Source organism: Micromonospora sp. WMMA1998, assembly GCF_027497375.1.
Lineage (GTDB): Bacteria > Actinomycetota > Actinomycetes > Mycobacteriales > Micromonosporaceae > Micromonospora > Micromonospora sediminicola.
Window position 1 is genome coordinate 1,063,072 of record NZ_CP114911.1, and the last position, 14,850, is coordinate 1,077,921.

The following is a 14,850-nucleotide window of genomic DNA, read 5'->3' on the forward strand; positions in this document are numbered from 1 at the left end:
CCGCCGGGGACCCCGCCGCCCGCCGCCGGCGCGCCGCGTAGATTCGGCCGCATGACACGGGCGCCGCTGCGGGTGGGGTTGCTGGGGTACGGCATCGCCGGACGGGTGTTCCACGCCCCGCTGATCGCCGCCACCGACGGGCTGCGGCTGGACACGGTGGTGACCCGCGACCCGCAGCGACGCGCGCAGGCCCACGCCGAGCACCCCGACGCCCGCGTGGTCGACGACGCCGAGACGCTGTGGCGGTCCGCCGCCACGCTCGACCTGGTGGTGGTGGCCACGCCGAACCGGCAGCACGTGCCGCTGGCCCGCGCCGCGGTCGCGGCCGGGCTGCCGGTGGTGGTGGACAAGCCGATCGCGCCCACCGCCGCGCAGGGCCGCTCGCTGGTGACCGAGGCCGCGGCCGCCGGGGTGCCGCTGACGGTGTTCCAGAACCGGCGCTGGGACGGCGACTTCCGCACCGTACGCCGCCTCGTCGAGGCCGGTGAGTTGGGCCGGGTCACCCGGTTCGAGTCACGGTTCGAACGCTGGCGCCCGGCGATCAAGCCGGGCTGGCGGGAGAGCGCCGCGCCCGACGAGGCCGGCGGCGCGCTGTTCGACCTCGGCGCCCACCTGGTCGACCAGGCGGTGCAGCTGTTCGGCCCGGTGGAACGCGTCTACGCCGAGGTGGACCGGCGACGGCCGGGCGCCGAGGTCGACGACGACGCGTTCGTCGCGCTCACCCACCGCGGCGGCGTGCGCTCGCACCTGTGGATGGGCGCGGTGACCGCCCAGCTCGGCCCGCGCTTCCGGGTGCTCGGCGACCGGGCCGCCTGGACCACCTGGGGACTGGACCCGCAGGAGGCCGCGCTGCGCGACGGCCGGCGGCCCGGCGAGCCCGGGTGGGGCGAGGTCGACCCGGAGCGGTACGGCCGGCTCGGCGCCGACGGCGACCTGCGGGCCGTGCCCACCGAGGCCGGCCGCTACCAGGACTTCTACGCCGACGTGGCGGCGGCGCTGCGCGACGGCGGGCCGCTGCCGGTGGACCCGGCGGACTCCGTCGCCGTGGTCGAGCTGATCGAGCTGGCCCACCGGGCCGCCGCGCAGGGCGTCACGCTGCCGGTGCCACCGCTTCCCTGAGCGTCACCTGGCCGCCGGCAGCGTCGGCTCCGGCGCCGGATCGGCGTACGCGGCGGCCACGACCGCCCGGTCGAACACCCGCCACGTCGCGGCCGTCACCGCGACCGCCACCACGAACCCCACCCAGTACGGCGCGGTGATGCCGTAGCGGGCGGCCACCACCCCGCCGAGCAGCGCGCCGACGCAGTTGCCGCCGGCCGCGATGAACAGGTTCGTGCTGCCCACCCGGCCCATCAGAGCCGTCGGGGTGAGGCGCTGGCGCAACGAGTTCGCCACGATGTTCCACAGCGCGCTGTGCACCCCGAACGCGAACAACGCCAGCCCGACCACCACCGCGCTGCGGGAGGCGGCCAGCGCCAGGTGCAGGACGGCCTCGATCAGCAGACCCACCCGGACCGTCCAGGTGGCGGTGATCGCGGCGACCAACCGGTCGCCGACCACCGAGCCGAGCAGCCCGCCCACCGCCATGCAGGTGAACAACGCACCGTAGCCGACCGAGCCGAGGCCCAGCCGTTCCTTGGCCAGCAGCACCAGCACCGCGAGCGCGGCGGTCAGCGTGACGTTGAGCAGCCCGATCAGCATCGTCATGGTGCGCAGCAGCCGCTGCGACAGCAGCCACCGGAACCCCTCGGCGATCTCCGCCCGCGCCGAGCGCGGCCCGGCCGGCTTCCCCTCCCCCCGGTACGTGCCGGCGAGCAGACCGACGAGCACGGCGCTGAGCGCGTACGTGCCGGCGTTGAGCGCGAACGGCGCCGCCGCCGCGAGCACGAACAGGAAGCCGCCCAGCGGACCGGCGACCATGTTCTGCGTGACCTGGGTGCCGCCGTTGAGCCAGCCGTTGGCCCGCTCCAGCCGGGACCGGGGCACCACCGCCGGCAGGACCGCCTGGGCGGCGGTGCGGAACACCACCTCGCCGGTGTTGACCACGAACAGCACCACGTAGAGCAGCGCCACCCCGGCCCGGTCGGTGAGCATCGCGGCGGCCAGCACGACCAGCGCGACGACCCGCACCCAGTCGATGAGCACCATCAGCCGACGCCGGTCCACCCGGTCGGCCAGCACGCCGCCGGGCAGCGCGAACAGCAGCCACGGCAGCCACGACACCGCCGCGCCGGCGGAGACCACCAGCGGGTCGTCGGTGCGCGACGCCACGTACAGCGGGGCGGCCACGGTGGCCGTGCCGCTGCCCAGGGCGGACAGCGTGCTCGCGGTCCACAGGCGGGCGAAGCGCCCGCCGAGCCGTTCCCCCGTCACGACGAGGCAAGCTACCAGCGGCGACGCGCCGAGCCGAGCGGATTACCGCCGCCAGGCCAGTACCGCCGGGGCCAGCGGATCGGTCAGGTCGAGCACCACGTCGGCCCGCTCCCCGGGGCGCGCTCGCGCCCGGTACAGCTCCTGCCCCGGCAGGTACCGCTCCCGGTAGCGACGGCGCACCTCGTCGGCCGAGCCGAACACGTCGAGGTCCCGGACCAGCGCCCGGCGCAGCGTCTCCTCCGGTCCGACGTGCAGGTGGACCGTCACGTCCCAGTGCTCCCGCAGCTCCGGCCGGAGCAGGAACACGCCGTCGACCAGCAGCGCCGCGTCGGTCGGCGCGGTCACCGGCTCGGCCGTCACCGGCGCATCCGCGCGCACGTCGTACGCGACCGGCAGGTAGCGCCGGTTGCCGCCGGGGCCGAGCGGGCGCAGCACCCGGTCCACGAGCGTCTCGTAGTCGAAGGAGTCGAGGTAGTAGCCATCCGGCGACAGTCGGCCCCGGGCCGTGCGCACCGCGGCGGGCCGGTGGAACCCGTCCACGCTCACCCGCGCCACCGGCCGCCGCAATCCCAGCACACGCGCCAGGTCGTCGGCCAGCCAGGTCTTGCCGGCCGCGTCGGGTCCGTCGATCGCCACCCGCAGCGGGTGCGGCGGCCGGCACCCGGCGAGGTGGTCGGCGAGCCGGTCGAGCAGCGCGTGGCGTCCGGTACTCATTCGGCGACTCCCGTCCCCCCGGCCCGGAGGTGAGCATCGGTGTTGAGGCGGGCGGCCTGGCGGGTCAGGTGGTCGCGTTCGGCAAGGTTGAGGGCCTTCCGGGCCGCCTCGGCGTAGAGCCGCGCGGCCGTGGACCGGTCGCCGTCGCGTTCGTGCAGGTACGCGGCGACCGCGGTGTGCCGGGGCACCGTGTCGTCGAGCGTGGCCAGGGCGGCCAGCCCGGCCCGGGGGCCGTCCGCCTCGCCGACCGCCACCGTCCGGTTCAGCCGGACGACCGGGCTGTCGGTGAGGCGGACCAGTTCGTCGTACCACTCGACGATCTGCACCCAGTCGGTCTCCGCCGCGGTGGGCGCGTCGGCGTGCAGGGCCGCGACGGCGGCCTGGGCCTGGAACTCGCCCAACCGGTCGCGGGACAGGGCGGTCTGCAGGATCGCCACCCCCTCGGTGATCAGGCCGGTGTCCCAGCGACTGCGGTCCTGCTCGGCCAGCGGCACCAGGCTGCCGTCGGGCGCGGTCCGGCTGGACCGGCGGGCGTGGTGCAGCAGCATCAGCGCGAGCAGCCCGGCCACCTCCGGGTGGTCGACGGCGGCGGCGAGCTGCCGGGTCAGCCGGATCGCCTCGGCGGCCAGGTCGACGTCGCCGGAGTAGCCCTCGTTGAAGACCAGGTAGAGCACGCGCAGCACGGTGGCGACGTCACCGGGCTGGTCGAACCGTACGCCGGCGACGGTGCGCTTGGCCCGGCTGATCCGCTGCGCCATGGTCGCCTCCGGCACCAGGTACGCCCGGGCGATCTGGCGGGTGGTGAGGCCGCCGACGGCGCGCAACGTGAGCGCGACCGCCGCCGACGGCGTCAGCGACGGGTGGGCGCAGAGGAAGTAGAGCTGCAGTGTGTCGTCCACGTCGGACACCGCGCCCGGCGGCGGCTCCTCGTCCACCGCGTCCTCCCGCCGCCGCCGGGCGGCGTCGGCGCGGGCGGTGTCGAGGAACCGACGCCAGGCCACGGTGACCAGCCACGCCCTCGGGTCGCGCGGCGGATCGGCCGGCCAGACGCGCCACGCCTCGACCAGCGCGTCCTGCACGGCGTCCTCGGCCGCCGCGAAGTCGACCCCGCGGCGGACGAGGACCCCGAGGACGACCGGGGTGAGGTTCCGGAGCAGAACCTCGTCCATCGGAGCGGTCACTCCGTGATGGTGGGCGGCGCGGTCATGAACGGCCGGATCTCCAGCCACTCGTGGATGGGCCGGCCGCCCTGTCCCGGCGCGGCCGACAGCTCGGCGGCGAGTTCGAGGGCCCGCTCGTAGCTGTCCACGTCGATCACCATCCAGCCGGCGATCAGGTCCTTCGTCTCGGCGAACGGGCCGTCGGTCACCGGCGGGCGTCCCTCGCCGTCGTAGCGCACGAACGTGCCCTCCGGGGCGAGCGCCTCGGAGTCGACGAACTCGCCGGTCTCCTCCAGCCGGGCCGCGAAGTCCTTCATGTACTGCACGTGCGCCGAGAACTCCTCCGGCGTCCACCGGTCGAACTGTGGCATGTCGACGACCGGGGTCGGGCCGCCGCGGTAGTGCTTCAGCAGCAGGTACTTCGCCATGGTGACTCTCCTCGGATCGGGTGCGGCCATTCTGACCGTGTTCACCCCGGGGACGGAGCCGACCACCCGTTCTCGACATCCGCGGCGCGGAAATCGTCGCCGGCCTCACTCCGCCTGAGGCGTCCTAGGAGGCTAGCTTCGGATGGACAGGCAGCCTTCGAGGTGCATATGCTCGAACGAGCAACCATAGGGTTGCCTCTTTCCGGTGAGTGGAGTGACGGGTGGACGACGTTTTCCGGGCGCTGGCCGACCCCAGCCGGCGGCGCCTGCTCGACCGCCTGAACGCCCGCAACGGCCAGAGCCTGCGCGAGCTGTGCGCCGGGCTGGACATGAGCCGGCAGTCGGTGAGCAAGCACCTCGCGGTGCTGGAGGCCGCCGGCCTGGTCACCACCATCAGGCGGGGGCGGGAGAAGCTGCACCACCTCGACGCCGCCCCCATCAACGCGGTGGCCGACCGCTGGATCGGCCGCTACCACCGGGAGCGCGCCCGCGCCCTCGCCGACCTGCGGACAGCATTGGAGCGGCAGCCCATGGAGAGCCCCACGTTCGTCTACACCACCTACGTCCGGACCACGCCCGAGCGGCTCTGGCAGGCCCTGACCGAGCCCGCGTTCACCCGCCGCTACTGGGGCGGCGTCACGCTCGTCTCCGACTGGCGGGCCGGCTCGCCGCTGCTCTGGCAGGACACGCCGGACGACGAGCCGCGCGACCTCGGTCAGCGGGTGCTCGTCGCCGAACCGTACCGGCGGCTCGCGTACACCTGGCACGGCTTCCAACCCGAGCACGCCGCGCACTTCGGGTGGTCCGACGAGGAACTGGCCGCCCGGCTCGGCGAGCGCCGGTCCACGGTCACATTCGACCTCGTACCGCAGGGCGGGACCGTCCGGCTGACCGTGATCCACGACGACTTCTCGCCGGACAGCGAGATGTACCGGGCGATCAGCGGCCAACTCGACGGCAGCGGAGGCTGGCCGGAACTGCTGGCCAGCCTCAAGAGCCTGCTGGAGACCGGCGAGCCGCTGCCGGAGCCGGTCGCGGCCGGCTGACCCGCGCGGCCCGGGCCCGGAGCCGCCCGCCCCCGTCGCGGCGGTCCCGGGCCCGGCCGGTCAACGGCCGGCGGTACGCCGCAGCCCGGGCACCAGCACGGCGGCGGCCACCAGGTGCAGGGCCACCAGCGTGACCGTCGCCGCCGACCCGACCCCCGCGCCCACCGGCCCGAGCAGCGACAGCGCCAGCACCAGCACGGCGACCACCGTCCAGACCGGCCGGGCCCGGCCGGTGAGCCGCTCCAGCAGGGCCAGCAACGCCCAACCGGCCAGCCCGGCGAGCAGCGTGCTGACGGCGACGGCCACCGGCGTGACCCGCTGCGCGGCGGCGCCACCACCACGCGCGGTGAGCTCCACCCCGGCGAGCGGCACCGCGACCACCCAGCCCAGCAGCGTGGCGGCGGTGGCGGCCAGCACGGTGAGCAGCCGGTCGCGGCGGCGGGCCGGGCGGACGGCGGTGCTCGGAATCGTGGTCTCCATCGGCGCGTACCTCCGGTGCGGTGGGATCGACTGGCGACGACGCTAGGGCCGGCGACGGGTCGGGCGGATCGCGCCGGCGACCGGTTCCCGACTCCGTCCCGGGGACCACTGACGGCCGGGATCTCCGTCTCGCGGCCGATGAGGGCCGGCCGGCCGGCGGCCTAGCATCCGGGACATGAGGTGTGCGTCTTCCCGGCCCCGGTTCCTGCTGCTGCTCGACGGCGGCATCGCCGCCGCCTGCCTCGGCGTGTCCCTGCTCGTGCTGCTGACGTCCGACGCCGGCCCGGCCACGGCCGGCGGGACCGCCGTCGCGGTCGGCCTCGCCGTGCTGCAGGCCAGCTGTCTGCTGTGGATCCGGCGCCGACCCGGGTACGCCCTCGCGGTCGCCGCGCTGGCCGGCGTCGGCCTGGAGGCGCTCTGCCCGCAGCTCGGCTGGCTCGGGTTGGTGGCGGCGCCGCTGTCCTACGTCGCCCGGCTGCGGCGACCCCGGTTCTCGCTGGTCGCGCTCGGCCTGCTGGTGGCGCCCACGCCGTGGAAGCTGGTGACCGGCGACTGGCGGGACATGCTGCTCGCCGCGACCGGGCTGGGCCTCGGCTGGTCGGTCGGCGAGCTGCTGCGCGCCCAGGAGCAGCGCCGCTGCGCGTGGGAGCGGCAGGTACGCGCGGTCGAGCGGGAACGGATCTCCCGGGAGCTGCACGACGTGGTCGCCCACCACGTGGCGGTGATCGCGGTGCAGGCCGTCGCCGCCGAGGACGTCTTCGACCAGCAGCCGGAGCAGGCCCGCGCGGCGCTCGGGTCGATCCACGTGGCGGCCCGGTCGGCGCTGACCGAGCTGCGGGCCATGCTGCACGCGCTGACCGCCGACGACGGGTCCGATCCGGACGCGCCGCAGCCGGGGCTGGCCCAGCTCGACGCGCTCGTCGACGCCGTCCGGGCGGTGGGCCTGCCGGTGACGTTGCGCCGCGAGGGAAACGGCGAGGCGCTGCCCGGCGGGGTGCAGCTGTCGGCGTACCGGATCGTGCAGGAGTCGCTGACCAACGCGCTGCGGCACGGGCACGCCACCCGCGCCGACGTCGACGTCCGCTACGACGGCGGCGTGCTCCGCCTGGAGGTGGTCAACGACGGCTCGGCGTCGGCCCGCCGGTCCGGGACGAGCGAGGGGCGCGGCATCGTCGGCATGCGGGAGCGGGCCCGGCTGCTCGGCGGCACGCTCGACGCCGGCCCGCTGCCCGCCGGCGGCTTCCGGGTACGGGCGCAGCTACCGGTGGGGGCGGCCCGGTGAGCGCGAGGAGTGAGCCGGTGTTGCGAGCCCCGCAGTCGCGAACGGAAGGTGGCCGGTGAGCGCGAGGAGTGAGCCGGTGTTGCGAGCCCCGCAGTCGCGAACGGAAGGTGGCCGGTGAGCGCGAGGAGTGAGCCGGTGTTGCGAGCCCCGCAGTCGCGAACGGAAGGTGGCCGGTGAGCGCGAGGAGTGAGCCGGTGTTGCGAGCCCCGCAGTCGCGAACGGAAGGTGGCCGATGAGCGAGCCGGACGGCGGGCGGGCGCGCATCCGCGTGGTGGTGGCCGACGACCAGGAGCTGATCCGCGCCGGGTTACGGATGGTCCTCGACGCCCGGCCGGACCTGACCGTGGTCGGCGAGGCCGCGGACGGCGTCGACGCGGTCGCGGTGGCGACCCGTACCCGCCCGGACGTGGTGCTGATGGACGTCCGGATGCCCCGCCAGGACGGCATCGCCGCCACCCGAGAGCTGGTGGCCGCCGGCAGTCCCGCCCGGGTCGTCATGCTCACCACGTTCGACGTCGACGAGCACGTCTACGCCGCGCTGCGCGCCGGGGCGAGCGCCTTCCTGCTCAAGGACACCCGACCGGCCGACCTGGCCGAGGCGGTGCGGGTGGTGGCGCGGGGCGACGCCCTGCTGGCGCCGACCGTGACGCGGCGGCTGCTGGACCGGTTCGCCGGCCGGCTGCCCGGCCCGGCGCCCACCGCCGACCGCGCGCTCGCGGCGTTGACCGCCCGTGAGGTGGAGGTGCTCACGCTGACCGCCCGGGCGCTGTCCAACGCGGAGATCGCCGCCCGGCTGCACCTGAGCACCGCCACGGTGAAGACCCACGTCTCCGCGATCCTCACCAAGCTCGGCCTGCGGGACCGGATCCAGGCGGTGGTCCTCGCCTACGACACCGGACTGGTCCGACCGGAGCCGCCGGCCGGGTGAGCCGCACGGACACGACCACGGGGGACGACATGAGCGACATGACACTGCACCGCACCGGGCGTCGACTCTGGACACTGACCACGGCGGGCACACCGCGCGGCACACTGCGCGCCGGTCGGGGCCTGCTCTGCGCCGACGCGACCACCGCCGAGGGCACCTGGTCGTTGCGGGCGCTGGGCCGGCGGCGGCTCCGGATCACCGCCGGGCCGCCGGATGCGCCGGTACTCGTCCTGGAGCCGCCGCTCGCCCGGTGGGCCGGCACGGACGCCCCGGCCGGGTGGAGCACGCCGCGCGGCTTCCGGCGGTACGAGGGCGTCCTGACCCGTCCCGGCGGCCGGGTCGCCGCCCGCACCTCGACCCGTGCCGGCGCGCCGGTCGACGTCGACCTGATCGGACGGCACCCCGATCTCGTCGTGCTCACGGTGTGCTTCGCGCTGCTGGCGAGGCGCCGGCGGGACCGGGCGAGGGCACTGTGGGTCGCCGCGATGACCTCGCACGGACCCACCTGACCCGGCCCCCGAACTCCGCCGGAGGCCGGCGGGAAACGGACGGACGGTGACGAACTGGCACGCCGTACGCAGGTGCGGGCCGTCCTCGTCGGGGAGGCGGGAGGGTGGACACCGGACGGCAACGAAGATTTCTCAATTACCCCCAGTGACCGCCGCAACCCTCCTAGTGTTGGCCACACCGGTGCTAGTCACGGAGTTGGCCACCCGAACGACGTCCCACGCAGACAGCGGACGAAAAGTGAGGGAAGACGCGGATGAAGGCACAGTCATTTCTCGGACCGGCGGCGGTCGGCGTGGGCCTCGGCGCACTGCTGCTCCCGGCCGCCGCGCTGGCGGACACCAGAGTCTCACCCGCCACCACCCCGGTCGGTGGCACCGTGGTGCTCACCACGACGTGCAACCCGAACGCCGGTGACGCGATCTTCCGGGTCACCGGGCCCGACCGGGACCAGAACGTCCGGTCCACCACGGCGGCCGCGGGTGGCGGGCTGAGCGCCGAGCTGTTCACCGCCGGCTTCACGCTCGGCACGTACACGGTCGCCTCGACCTGCGGCGACGGCAGCGACGGCGGCAGCGCCACGTTCACCGTCACCCCGATCGGTGGCGCGCAGGCCGGCGCCGGCGGCCGGGACGGCGACACCGGCGTCCTGGTCGCCGGCGGCGCGCTGGCCGCCGGGGCGCTCGCCGGCGGGGCGTACGTGGTGTTCCGTCGCCGGCGGCGGGCGGGCGCCACCGCCTGACGGCCGCCGCGGCATCGTCGAACGGGGGCGCCCGCGCCGGCACGGCCGGCGCGGGCGCCCCGTCCCCGTCGCACGGAGGTGGGATCTGTCCTCGTCAGACCGCCGGACGGGCGGCCCGTCACGGGTCCGCACCGTCGCCGTCGTCACCGCCGTCACCCTCGCCGGCGCCACCGGCGCCGGGCTGGTCTCGGCCGGTCTCGGCAGCACCTCGGCGTCACCGCCCCAACCCGGCGCCTCCGCCGCGCCGACCACCGAACGCCCGGGCACGGCCGGCCCGGCGCTCCCCCGGTCGACACCGGTGCGGGTGGTCATCCCCCGCATCGGGGTGGACGCCGACATCGTCCCGGTCGCCACCGACGACGACGGCGCGCTGGAGGTGCCGCCGCTGGAGCGCCCGGAGGTCGCCGGCTGGTACCGCCCCGGCCCCGCGCCCGGCGAGGCCGGCAACGCCGTGCTGGTCGGGCACGTCGACTCGCAGCACGGCCCAGCGGTCTTCTTCGACCTCGGCCGGCTGCGCCCCGGCGACACGGTCCGGGTGGTCCGCGCCGACGGTCGCGCCGCGGTGTTCACGGTGGACGGGGTCGGGGCGTACCCGAAGGAGCGGTTCCCCACCGAGCGGGTGTACGGCGGCGGCGCGGCGTCCCGGCTGCGCCTGATCACCTGCGGCGGGCGCTTCGACCCGCGTACCGGCAACTATCCCGACAACATCGTCGTCTTCGCCACCGCCGCCCGCTGACGCGGGCCGGACACCACCGTCGCGCCGCGGGCCGTACGGTAGGCCGTCGGTTCCCGGGCGGCGGAGGTGTGGGGTGGACCGGATCCGGTGGCGGCAGCGACTGCCCGGTGTGGTCGGACGGCTGCTCGGGCGCGTCGACCCGACCGGCGCGCGCCGGCCGCGGCGGGTCAACCCGGACGCGGTGGTCGACTGCGCGGTCTACGTCGGCGGGCGGCGGGAACCGGGCCGGCCGCACTACGCCGACGCGTACGCCCGGGCCCGCCACGGCCGGCGTACCTTCGTCTGGCTCGGCCTGCACGAGCCGGGCGCGGCGGTGATGGCCGCGGTCGGACGGACGTTCGGGCTGGACGAGCCGGCGGTGGAGCAGGCGCTCGCCGACGGGCACCGGCCGACCCTGCGGCGCTACGGCGACGTGACGCTGCTGGTGCTGCGCAGCGCCGGCTACGTCGAGCACACCGAGCTGACCGCCACCTCCGAGGTGGTGGACACCGGCGACGTGCTGGTGTTCGTCGGCGACCGGTTCGCGGTGACCGTCCGGCACGGCGCCACCGGCGCGCTCGCGCCCGTACGCGAGGAGGTGCAACGCCGGCCGGAGGTGCTGGCCGAGGGGCCGTGGGCGGTGGCGTACGCGGTCTGCGCCCGGATGGTGGACCTCTACCTGGAGGTGGCCGAGCACCTGGAACGGGACCTGGAGCGGGTGGAGGAGAGCGTGTTCGCCCGCGAGCGCGGCGCCGACATCCAGCACCTCTACCAGCTCAAGCGCGAGGTGGTGGAGTTCAAGCGGGCGGTGCTGCCGCTGCCGGCGGCGCTGCGCGCGCTGTGGGACTCCCCCGACGGCGGCCCGCCGGCCGTGCTGCGCCGGCGGTTCACCGCCGTGTCCGACGGGCTGGGCCGGGCGGTCGAGCGGATCGGCGCCTACGACGAGCTGCTCACGTCGCTGGTCCAGTCGCGGCTGGCGCAGCTCGCGGTGGAGCAGAACCACGACATGCGCAAGATCGCGTCGTGGGCGGCGATCGCCGCCTCGCAGACCGCGGTGGCCGGCGTCTACGGGATGAACTTCGCGCACATGCCCGAGCTGCACTGGCGGTACGGCTACGCCGGCGCGCTGCTGCTCATGGCGACGTCGGCGGTGACGCTGCACCGGTTGTTCCGCCGCTCCGGCTGGCTCTGACCGGCCCGGCCAGGTCGGCCAGCTCGGCGTCGAGCAGCTCGGCCAGCAGCGCCACCCGGCCCGGGTCGGACTCGGCGGTGATGCCCCGGCTGGGCATCTCCACCGTCATCAGCAGGTAGAGGTGCAGGCGGTAGAGCCCGAGGCGTCGCCGGGCACCCTCGTCCAGCGCGAACGGCGCGGCCGCCCGGTAGGCTCGGACCAGCGGGTCGTCCGGCTCGTCCTCGGCCCGGCGGAACAGCAACGGCGACACCAGGTCCAGCAGCGGGTCGCCGCACAGGTGCCGTTCGCCGTCGACCAGGCCGCTGAGCCGGGGCGTGCCGTCGGGCCCGTCCACCGCCAGCACGTTGCCGGCCCAGCCGTCGAAGTGCAGCAGCGCCGGGCGGCGCACCACGTCGAGGACGGCCGCGTGCCGGGCGACCAGCGCGCGGATCCGGGACGCGGGCACCGGCAGCGGCACCGCCCAGTCGGCCGCGTCGGCGAGCAGGTCGTCCACCATCGCCGTGTAGGCGCCCGGCCAGGTGCCGGCGGTGGCGCGGCCGCCGTCGTAGCCGTAGCGGTCGCCGGTGACGGCGTGCAGCGCGGCCAGCGCCCGGCCGAACTCGGCGCGCAGCGGCCCGACGTCCGCGCCGGCCCGGGTCAGGTCCGCCAGGGTACGGCCGGGCAGCCGCGCGGTGAGCAGCCAGTCGCCCAGCTCGGGGTGGCGGCCGTGGTGCAGCAGCGCCGGCACCGGCACCGCTGGCGCGCGGGCGGCCACCAGGCGCAGGTAGCGCGCCTCCGCGCCGATCATGTCCGTCTCGTAGCGCAGCAGCGGCACGTGCGGCGGTGGCCCGACCTTGAGCACCACGTCACGGCCGTCGGCCAGGCGCACCCACCACACCGCGGCGAAGCCGCCACCGCTCAACGGCCCGCAGTCGACCACCTCGCCGGCCGGGCCGAGGGAGGCCGTCAGGTAGCGGCCCACCCGTTGCGGGTCGAGGTCGCGTTGGGTCGGGCTCGCGCTCATGGTCCGTGGAGACTAGTGCGGCTTCCCCGCCGGCGCTGCCCCGCGCACGGATGGCGGCGCCCGGCGGGACCCGTCGCGTGCGCGGCCGGGCGGCGGGTGAGAATCGTCGGATGGGGAAGCAGACCACCGCCTGCCCGTGCGGGTCGGGCCGGCCGTACGAGGACTGCTGCGCGCCGGTCCACCGGGGCGTCGCGACGGCGGCCACCGCGGAGGCGCTGATGCGCTCGCGGTTCAGCGCGTTCGCCCGCGGAGACGCCGACTACCTGCGGCACAGCTGGCACTCACGCACCCGGCCGGCCCGGCTGGAGCTGGACCCGGGCACCCGGTGGACCCGCCTGGAGGTGCTGGAGACCGCACAGGGCGGTCTGTTCGACAGCACCGGGACGGTCCGCTTCCGGGCCCACTACGTCGAGGCCGGCCGGGCCGGCGTGCTCGCCGAGCACAGCCGCTTCGCGCGGGAGGACGGCCGCTGGGTCTACCTCGACGCGCTGCCGGAGTGATGCGTGTCGGCTCCCGCCGCCGGGCGTTCCCGCCTACACTGAGGCTCGGCGCGGTCCCGCGCCCCACCTCCTTTCCGGTGCCCACGCCACCGGCACGCGGAGGCAAAGGGGGCTTCGAGCCCTCGGGACGCGACACCTGACCACCGCGCGGCAGCCGCACGGCACGGTCGCCGGAAGCGTGGGTTCCCGACCGGGTCGTGACAGGGAGCGCGCGATGACCCGTCAGAAGTCCTTCAAGTCCCGGGTACGCACCCGGATGGACAAGACCGGCGAGAGCTACACCACCGCCCGCCGGCAGATGCTCGACAAGGCCCAACCCGCCCCCACCCCGCCGGTGGCCCCGGCCCGGGGACGGACCCAACAGGACCGCATCTCCGACGCGCTGCTGCGCGAGCGGACCGGGCAGGACTGGGCCGGCTGGTTCGACCGGCTCGACGCGTGGGGCGCGGTCGAGCGGACCCACACCGAGACCGCCCGGTGGCTGGTCGACACGCACGGGGTGCCGGGCTGGTGGGCGCAGACCGTCACCGTCGGCTACGAGCAGGCGCGCGGCCTGCGCGCACCGGGTCAGCGGCGGGGCGGCGGGGTCGAGGCCGGCGGCAGCCGGACCGTCGCCGTGCCGGTGGAGACGCTGTTCCACGCGTTCGCCGACGAGGCGACCCGCCGGCGCTGGCTGCCCGACGTCGAGGTGCGGGTGCACACCGCGACGGCGCCGAAGACGTTCCGGGCGGACTGGGCCGGTGGCCCGAGCCGGATCGTGGTCGGCCTGACCGCGGTCGGCGCGTCCAAGGCGCGGGTGGCCGTGCTGCACGAGAAGCTGGCCGACGCCGGCGAGGCGGAACGGCTCAGGGCGTACTGGCGGGACCGGTTGGGCGCGCTGAAGGCGCTGCTGGAGCGGGAGGCGGCCCGATGACCGGTGCGACGTTCGTCAACCTTCCGGTGCGCCACCTCGACGCCGCGGTGGCGTTCTTCACCGCCCTCGGCTTCGTCGCGGCGCCTCGGCCACCGGGCGCGCCGAGCGCCCAGCTCAGCTTCGGCGCGACCACGCACCTGGTTCTGCACCTCCCCGACGCCTTCGCCGCGTTCGCCGGCGCCGACGTCTGCGACACCGCGACCGCCCGGGAGGTGATCGTGGGCCTCGGCGTGGACCGGCCCGAGCAGGTCGACGCGCTGGTCGAACGCGCGGTCGCCGCGGGCGGCACCGCGCTCGGGCCGATCCAGGACCTCGGGCACCTCGCCATGCGCGGCTTCCGGGATCCCGACGGCCACCAGTGGTCGTTCCTGCACATGGCCGGCTGACGCCCCGGGCAGGTGCGTTGAGAGGGGGCCCCGCCTCTACCGGAGGCGCTAGGCGGGGCCCCCTCCTTACACCCGTGGGGCAGGCTGGGCCAGTTCGCCGATCTCCCGGGGCAGCTGGGCCATCGCCCGGTTGAACTCGGCGGGTCCGACCACCCGGTGCAGCGCCTGCAGCACCGCACGCGCGCCGCGCTCGGCGTCGGCCGGGGTCGCGCCGGCCCGCTCGGCGATCCGGCGCAGGAACTCGTCGTACCCGAAGGCCTGCGGGTCCTCGACCCGCGCCCGGGCCAGCAGCGGGCGCAGCTCGTGCGCCACGTGCTCGCTGAGGTCGGCGGCCTCGCCGCCGCTGATCCGCTCGGCGAGCGTGCGCAGCGTCGCCTCGGTCAGCGCCCGCGCGGACGCCTCCGACACGCCCGCGCGGGCGGACACCCGCGCGTAGAACTCCGGTTCGGCCATGGTCGGTCCTCCCGTCGGCGGCAGCGTG

Annotated in this window: 18 protein-coding genes; 11 read left to right on the plus strand and 7 right to left on the minus strand. The window is 76.0% G+C overall.

What is annotated here, in order from left to right; translation table 11 throughout:
- The first annotated feature begins 51 nt into the window (after positions 1–51).
- Positions 52–1,119 (plus strand): Gfo/Idh/MocA family oxidoreductase, encoded by a 1,068-nt coding sequence (locus O7600_RS04415; protein WP_281592414.1) that lies wholly within the window; start codon positions 52–54, stop codon positions 1,117–1,119.
- 3 nt (positions 1,120–1,122) lie between these two features.
- On the opposite strand, the gene O7600_RS04420 is transcribed toward O7600_RS04415, so the two are convergent.
- From O7600_RS04420 to O7600_RS04435, 4 genes are read right to left on the minus strand one after another with little or no spacing between them, the layout of a single operon-like run.
- Positions 1,123–2,373 (minus strand): MFS transporter, encoded by a 1,251-nt coding sequence (locus tag O7600_RS04420; protein WP_281592415.1) that lies wholly within the window; start codon positions 2,371–2,373, stop codon positions 1,123–1,125.
- 42 nt (positions 2,374–2,415) lie between these two features.
- On the minus strand, positions 2,416–3,087 hold the full coding sequence (locus O7600_RS04425) for a uridylate kinase (protein WP_281592416.1): 672 nt from the start codon (positions 3,085–3,087) through the stop codon (positions 2,416–2,418).
- On the minus strand, positions 3,084–4,256 hold the full coding sequence (locus O7600_RS04430; RefSeq protein WP_281594067.1) for a DUF6596 domain-containing protein: 1,173 nt from the start codon (positions 4,254–4,256) through the stop codon (positions 3,084–3,086). The genes O7600_RS04425 and O7600_RS04430 overlap by 4 nt, the downstream gene beginning before the upstream one ends.
- Positions 4,257–4,264: 8 nt before the next feature.
- Positions 4,265–4,675: a YciI family protein gene (locus tag O7600_RS04435; RefSeq protein ID WP_281592417.1), complete on the minus strand. Its 411-nt coding sequence runs from the start codon at positions 4,673–4,675 to the stop codon at positions 4,265–4,267.
- 221 nt (positions 4,676–4,896) lie between these two features.
- Here O7600_RS04435 and O7600_RS04440 point away from each other — a divergent pair, with 221 nt between their 5' ends.
- Positions 4,897–5,721, plus strand: coding sequence for a metalloregulator ArsR/SmtB family transcription factor (locus tag O7600_RS04440; RefSeq protein WP_281592418.1), 825 nt, complete (start codon positions 4,897–4,899; stop codon positions 5,719–5,721).
- A gap of 60 nt (positions 5,722–5,781) precedes the next feature.
- On the opposite strand, the gene O7600_RS04445 is transcribed toward O7600_RS04440, so the two are convergent.
- Positions 5,782–6,201: a DUF6069 family protein gene (locus tag O7600_RS04445; protein WP_281592419.1), complete on the minus strand. Its 420-nt coding sequence runs from the start codon at positions 6,199–6,201 to the stop codon at positions 5,782–5,784.
- 175 nt (positions 6,202–6,376) lie between these two features.
- Between O7600_RS04445 and O7600_RS04450 the strand changes: the two genes are divergently transcribed.
- From O7600_RS04450 to O7600_RS04475, 6 genes are all read left to right on the plus strand, one after another.
- Positions 6,377–7,483 (plus strand): histidine kinase, encoded by a 1,107-nt coding sequence (locus O7600_RS04450; RefSeq protein ID WP_281592420.1) that lies wholly within the window; start codon positions 6,377–6,379, stop codon positions 7,481–7,483.
- Between the two features lie 232 nt (positions 7,484–7,715).
- Complete coding sequence (locus O7600_RS04455; RefSeq protein ID WP_281592421.1) at positions 7,716–8,411, plus strand: response regulator transcription factor; 696 nt, start codon at positions 7,716–7,718, stop codon at positions 8,409–8,411.
- Positions 8,412–8,440: 29 nt separating this feature from the next.
- A complete protein-coding gene (locus O7600_RS04460; protein ID WP_281592422.1) occupies positions 8,441–8,920 on the plus strand; it encodes a hypothetical protein in 480 nt (159 codons plus the stop codon).
- A 254-nt stretch (positions 8,921–9,174) separates the two neighbouring features.
- A complete protein-coding gene (locus O7600_RS04465; RefSeq protein WP_091574324.1) occupies positions 9,175–9,660 on the plus strand; it encodes a hypothetical protein in 486 nt (161 codons plus the stop codon).
- A gap of 85 nt (positions 9,661–9,745) precedes the next feature.
- Entirely contained in the window at positions 9,746–10,396 is a 651-nt protein-coding gene (locus O7600_RS04470; RefSeq protein WP_281594068.1) for a class F sortase, read from the plus strand.
- A 73-nt stretch (positions 10,397–10,469) separates the two neighbouring features.
- On the plus strand, positions 10,470–11,567 hold the full coding sequence (locus tag O7600_RS04475; RefSeq protein ID WP_281592423.1) for a magnesium and cobalt transport protein CorA: 1,098 nt from the start codon (positions 10,470–10,472) through the stop codon (positions 11,565–11,567).
- On the opposite strand, the gene O7600_RS04480 is transcribed toward O7600_RS04475, so the two are convergent.
- Positions 11,509–12,570, minus strand: a complete 1,062-nt coding sequence (locus O7600_RS04480) for an aminoglycoside phosphotransferase family protein (protein WP_281592424.1) — start codon at positions 12,568–12,570, stop codon at positions 11,509–11,511. The two genes, O7600_RS04475 and O7600_RS04480, sit on opposite strands and share 59 nt — an antisense overlap.
- A 110-nt stretch (positions 12,571–12,680) precedes the next feature.
- On the opposite strand from O7600_RS04480, the gene O7600_RS04485 reads away from it, so the two are divergent.
- The 3 genes from O7600_RS04485 to O7600_RS04495 all read left to right on the plus strand — a co-directional run bounded on the left by O7600_RS04485 (position 12,681) and on the right by O7600_RS04495 (position 14,369).
- On the plus strand, positions 12,681–13,070 hold the full coding sequence (locus O7600_RS04485) for a YchJ family protein (protein WP_281592425.1): 390 nt from the start codon (positions 12,681–12,683) through the stop codon (positions 13,068–13,070).
- 214 nt (positions 13,071–13,284) lie between these two features.
- Positions 13,285–13,983 (plus strand): hypothetical protein, encoded by a 699-nt coding sequence (locus tag O7600_RS04490; RefSeq protein WP_281592426.1) that lies wholly within the window; start codon positions 13,285–13,287, stop codon positions 13,981–13,983.
- Entirely contained in the window at positions 13,980–14,369 is a 390-nt protein-coding gene (locus tag O7600_RS04495) for a VOC family protein (RefSeq protein WP_281592427.1), read from the plus strand. The genes O7600_RS04490 and O7600_RS04495 overlap by 4 nt, the downstream gene beginning before the upstream one ends.
- Positions 14,370–14,435: 66 nt before the next feature.
- Here O7600_RS04495 and O7600_RS04500 read toward each other — a convergent pair whose 3' ends face one another.
- Entirely contained in the window at positions 14,436–14,822 is a 387-nt protein-coding gene (locus O7600_RS04500; RefSeq protein ID WP_281592429.1) for a DUF2267 domain-containing protein, read from the minus strand.
- Between the last annotated feature and the right edge of the window lie 28 nt (positions 14,823–14,850).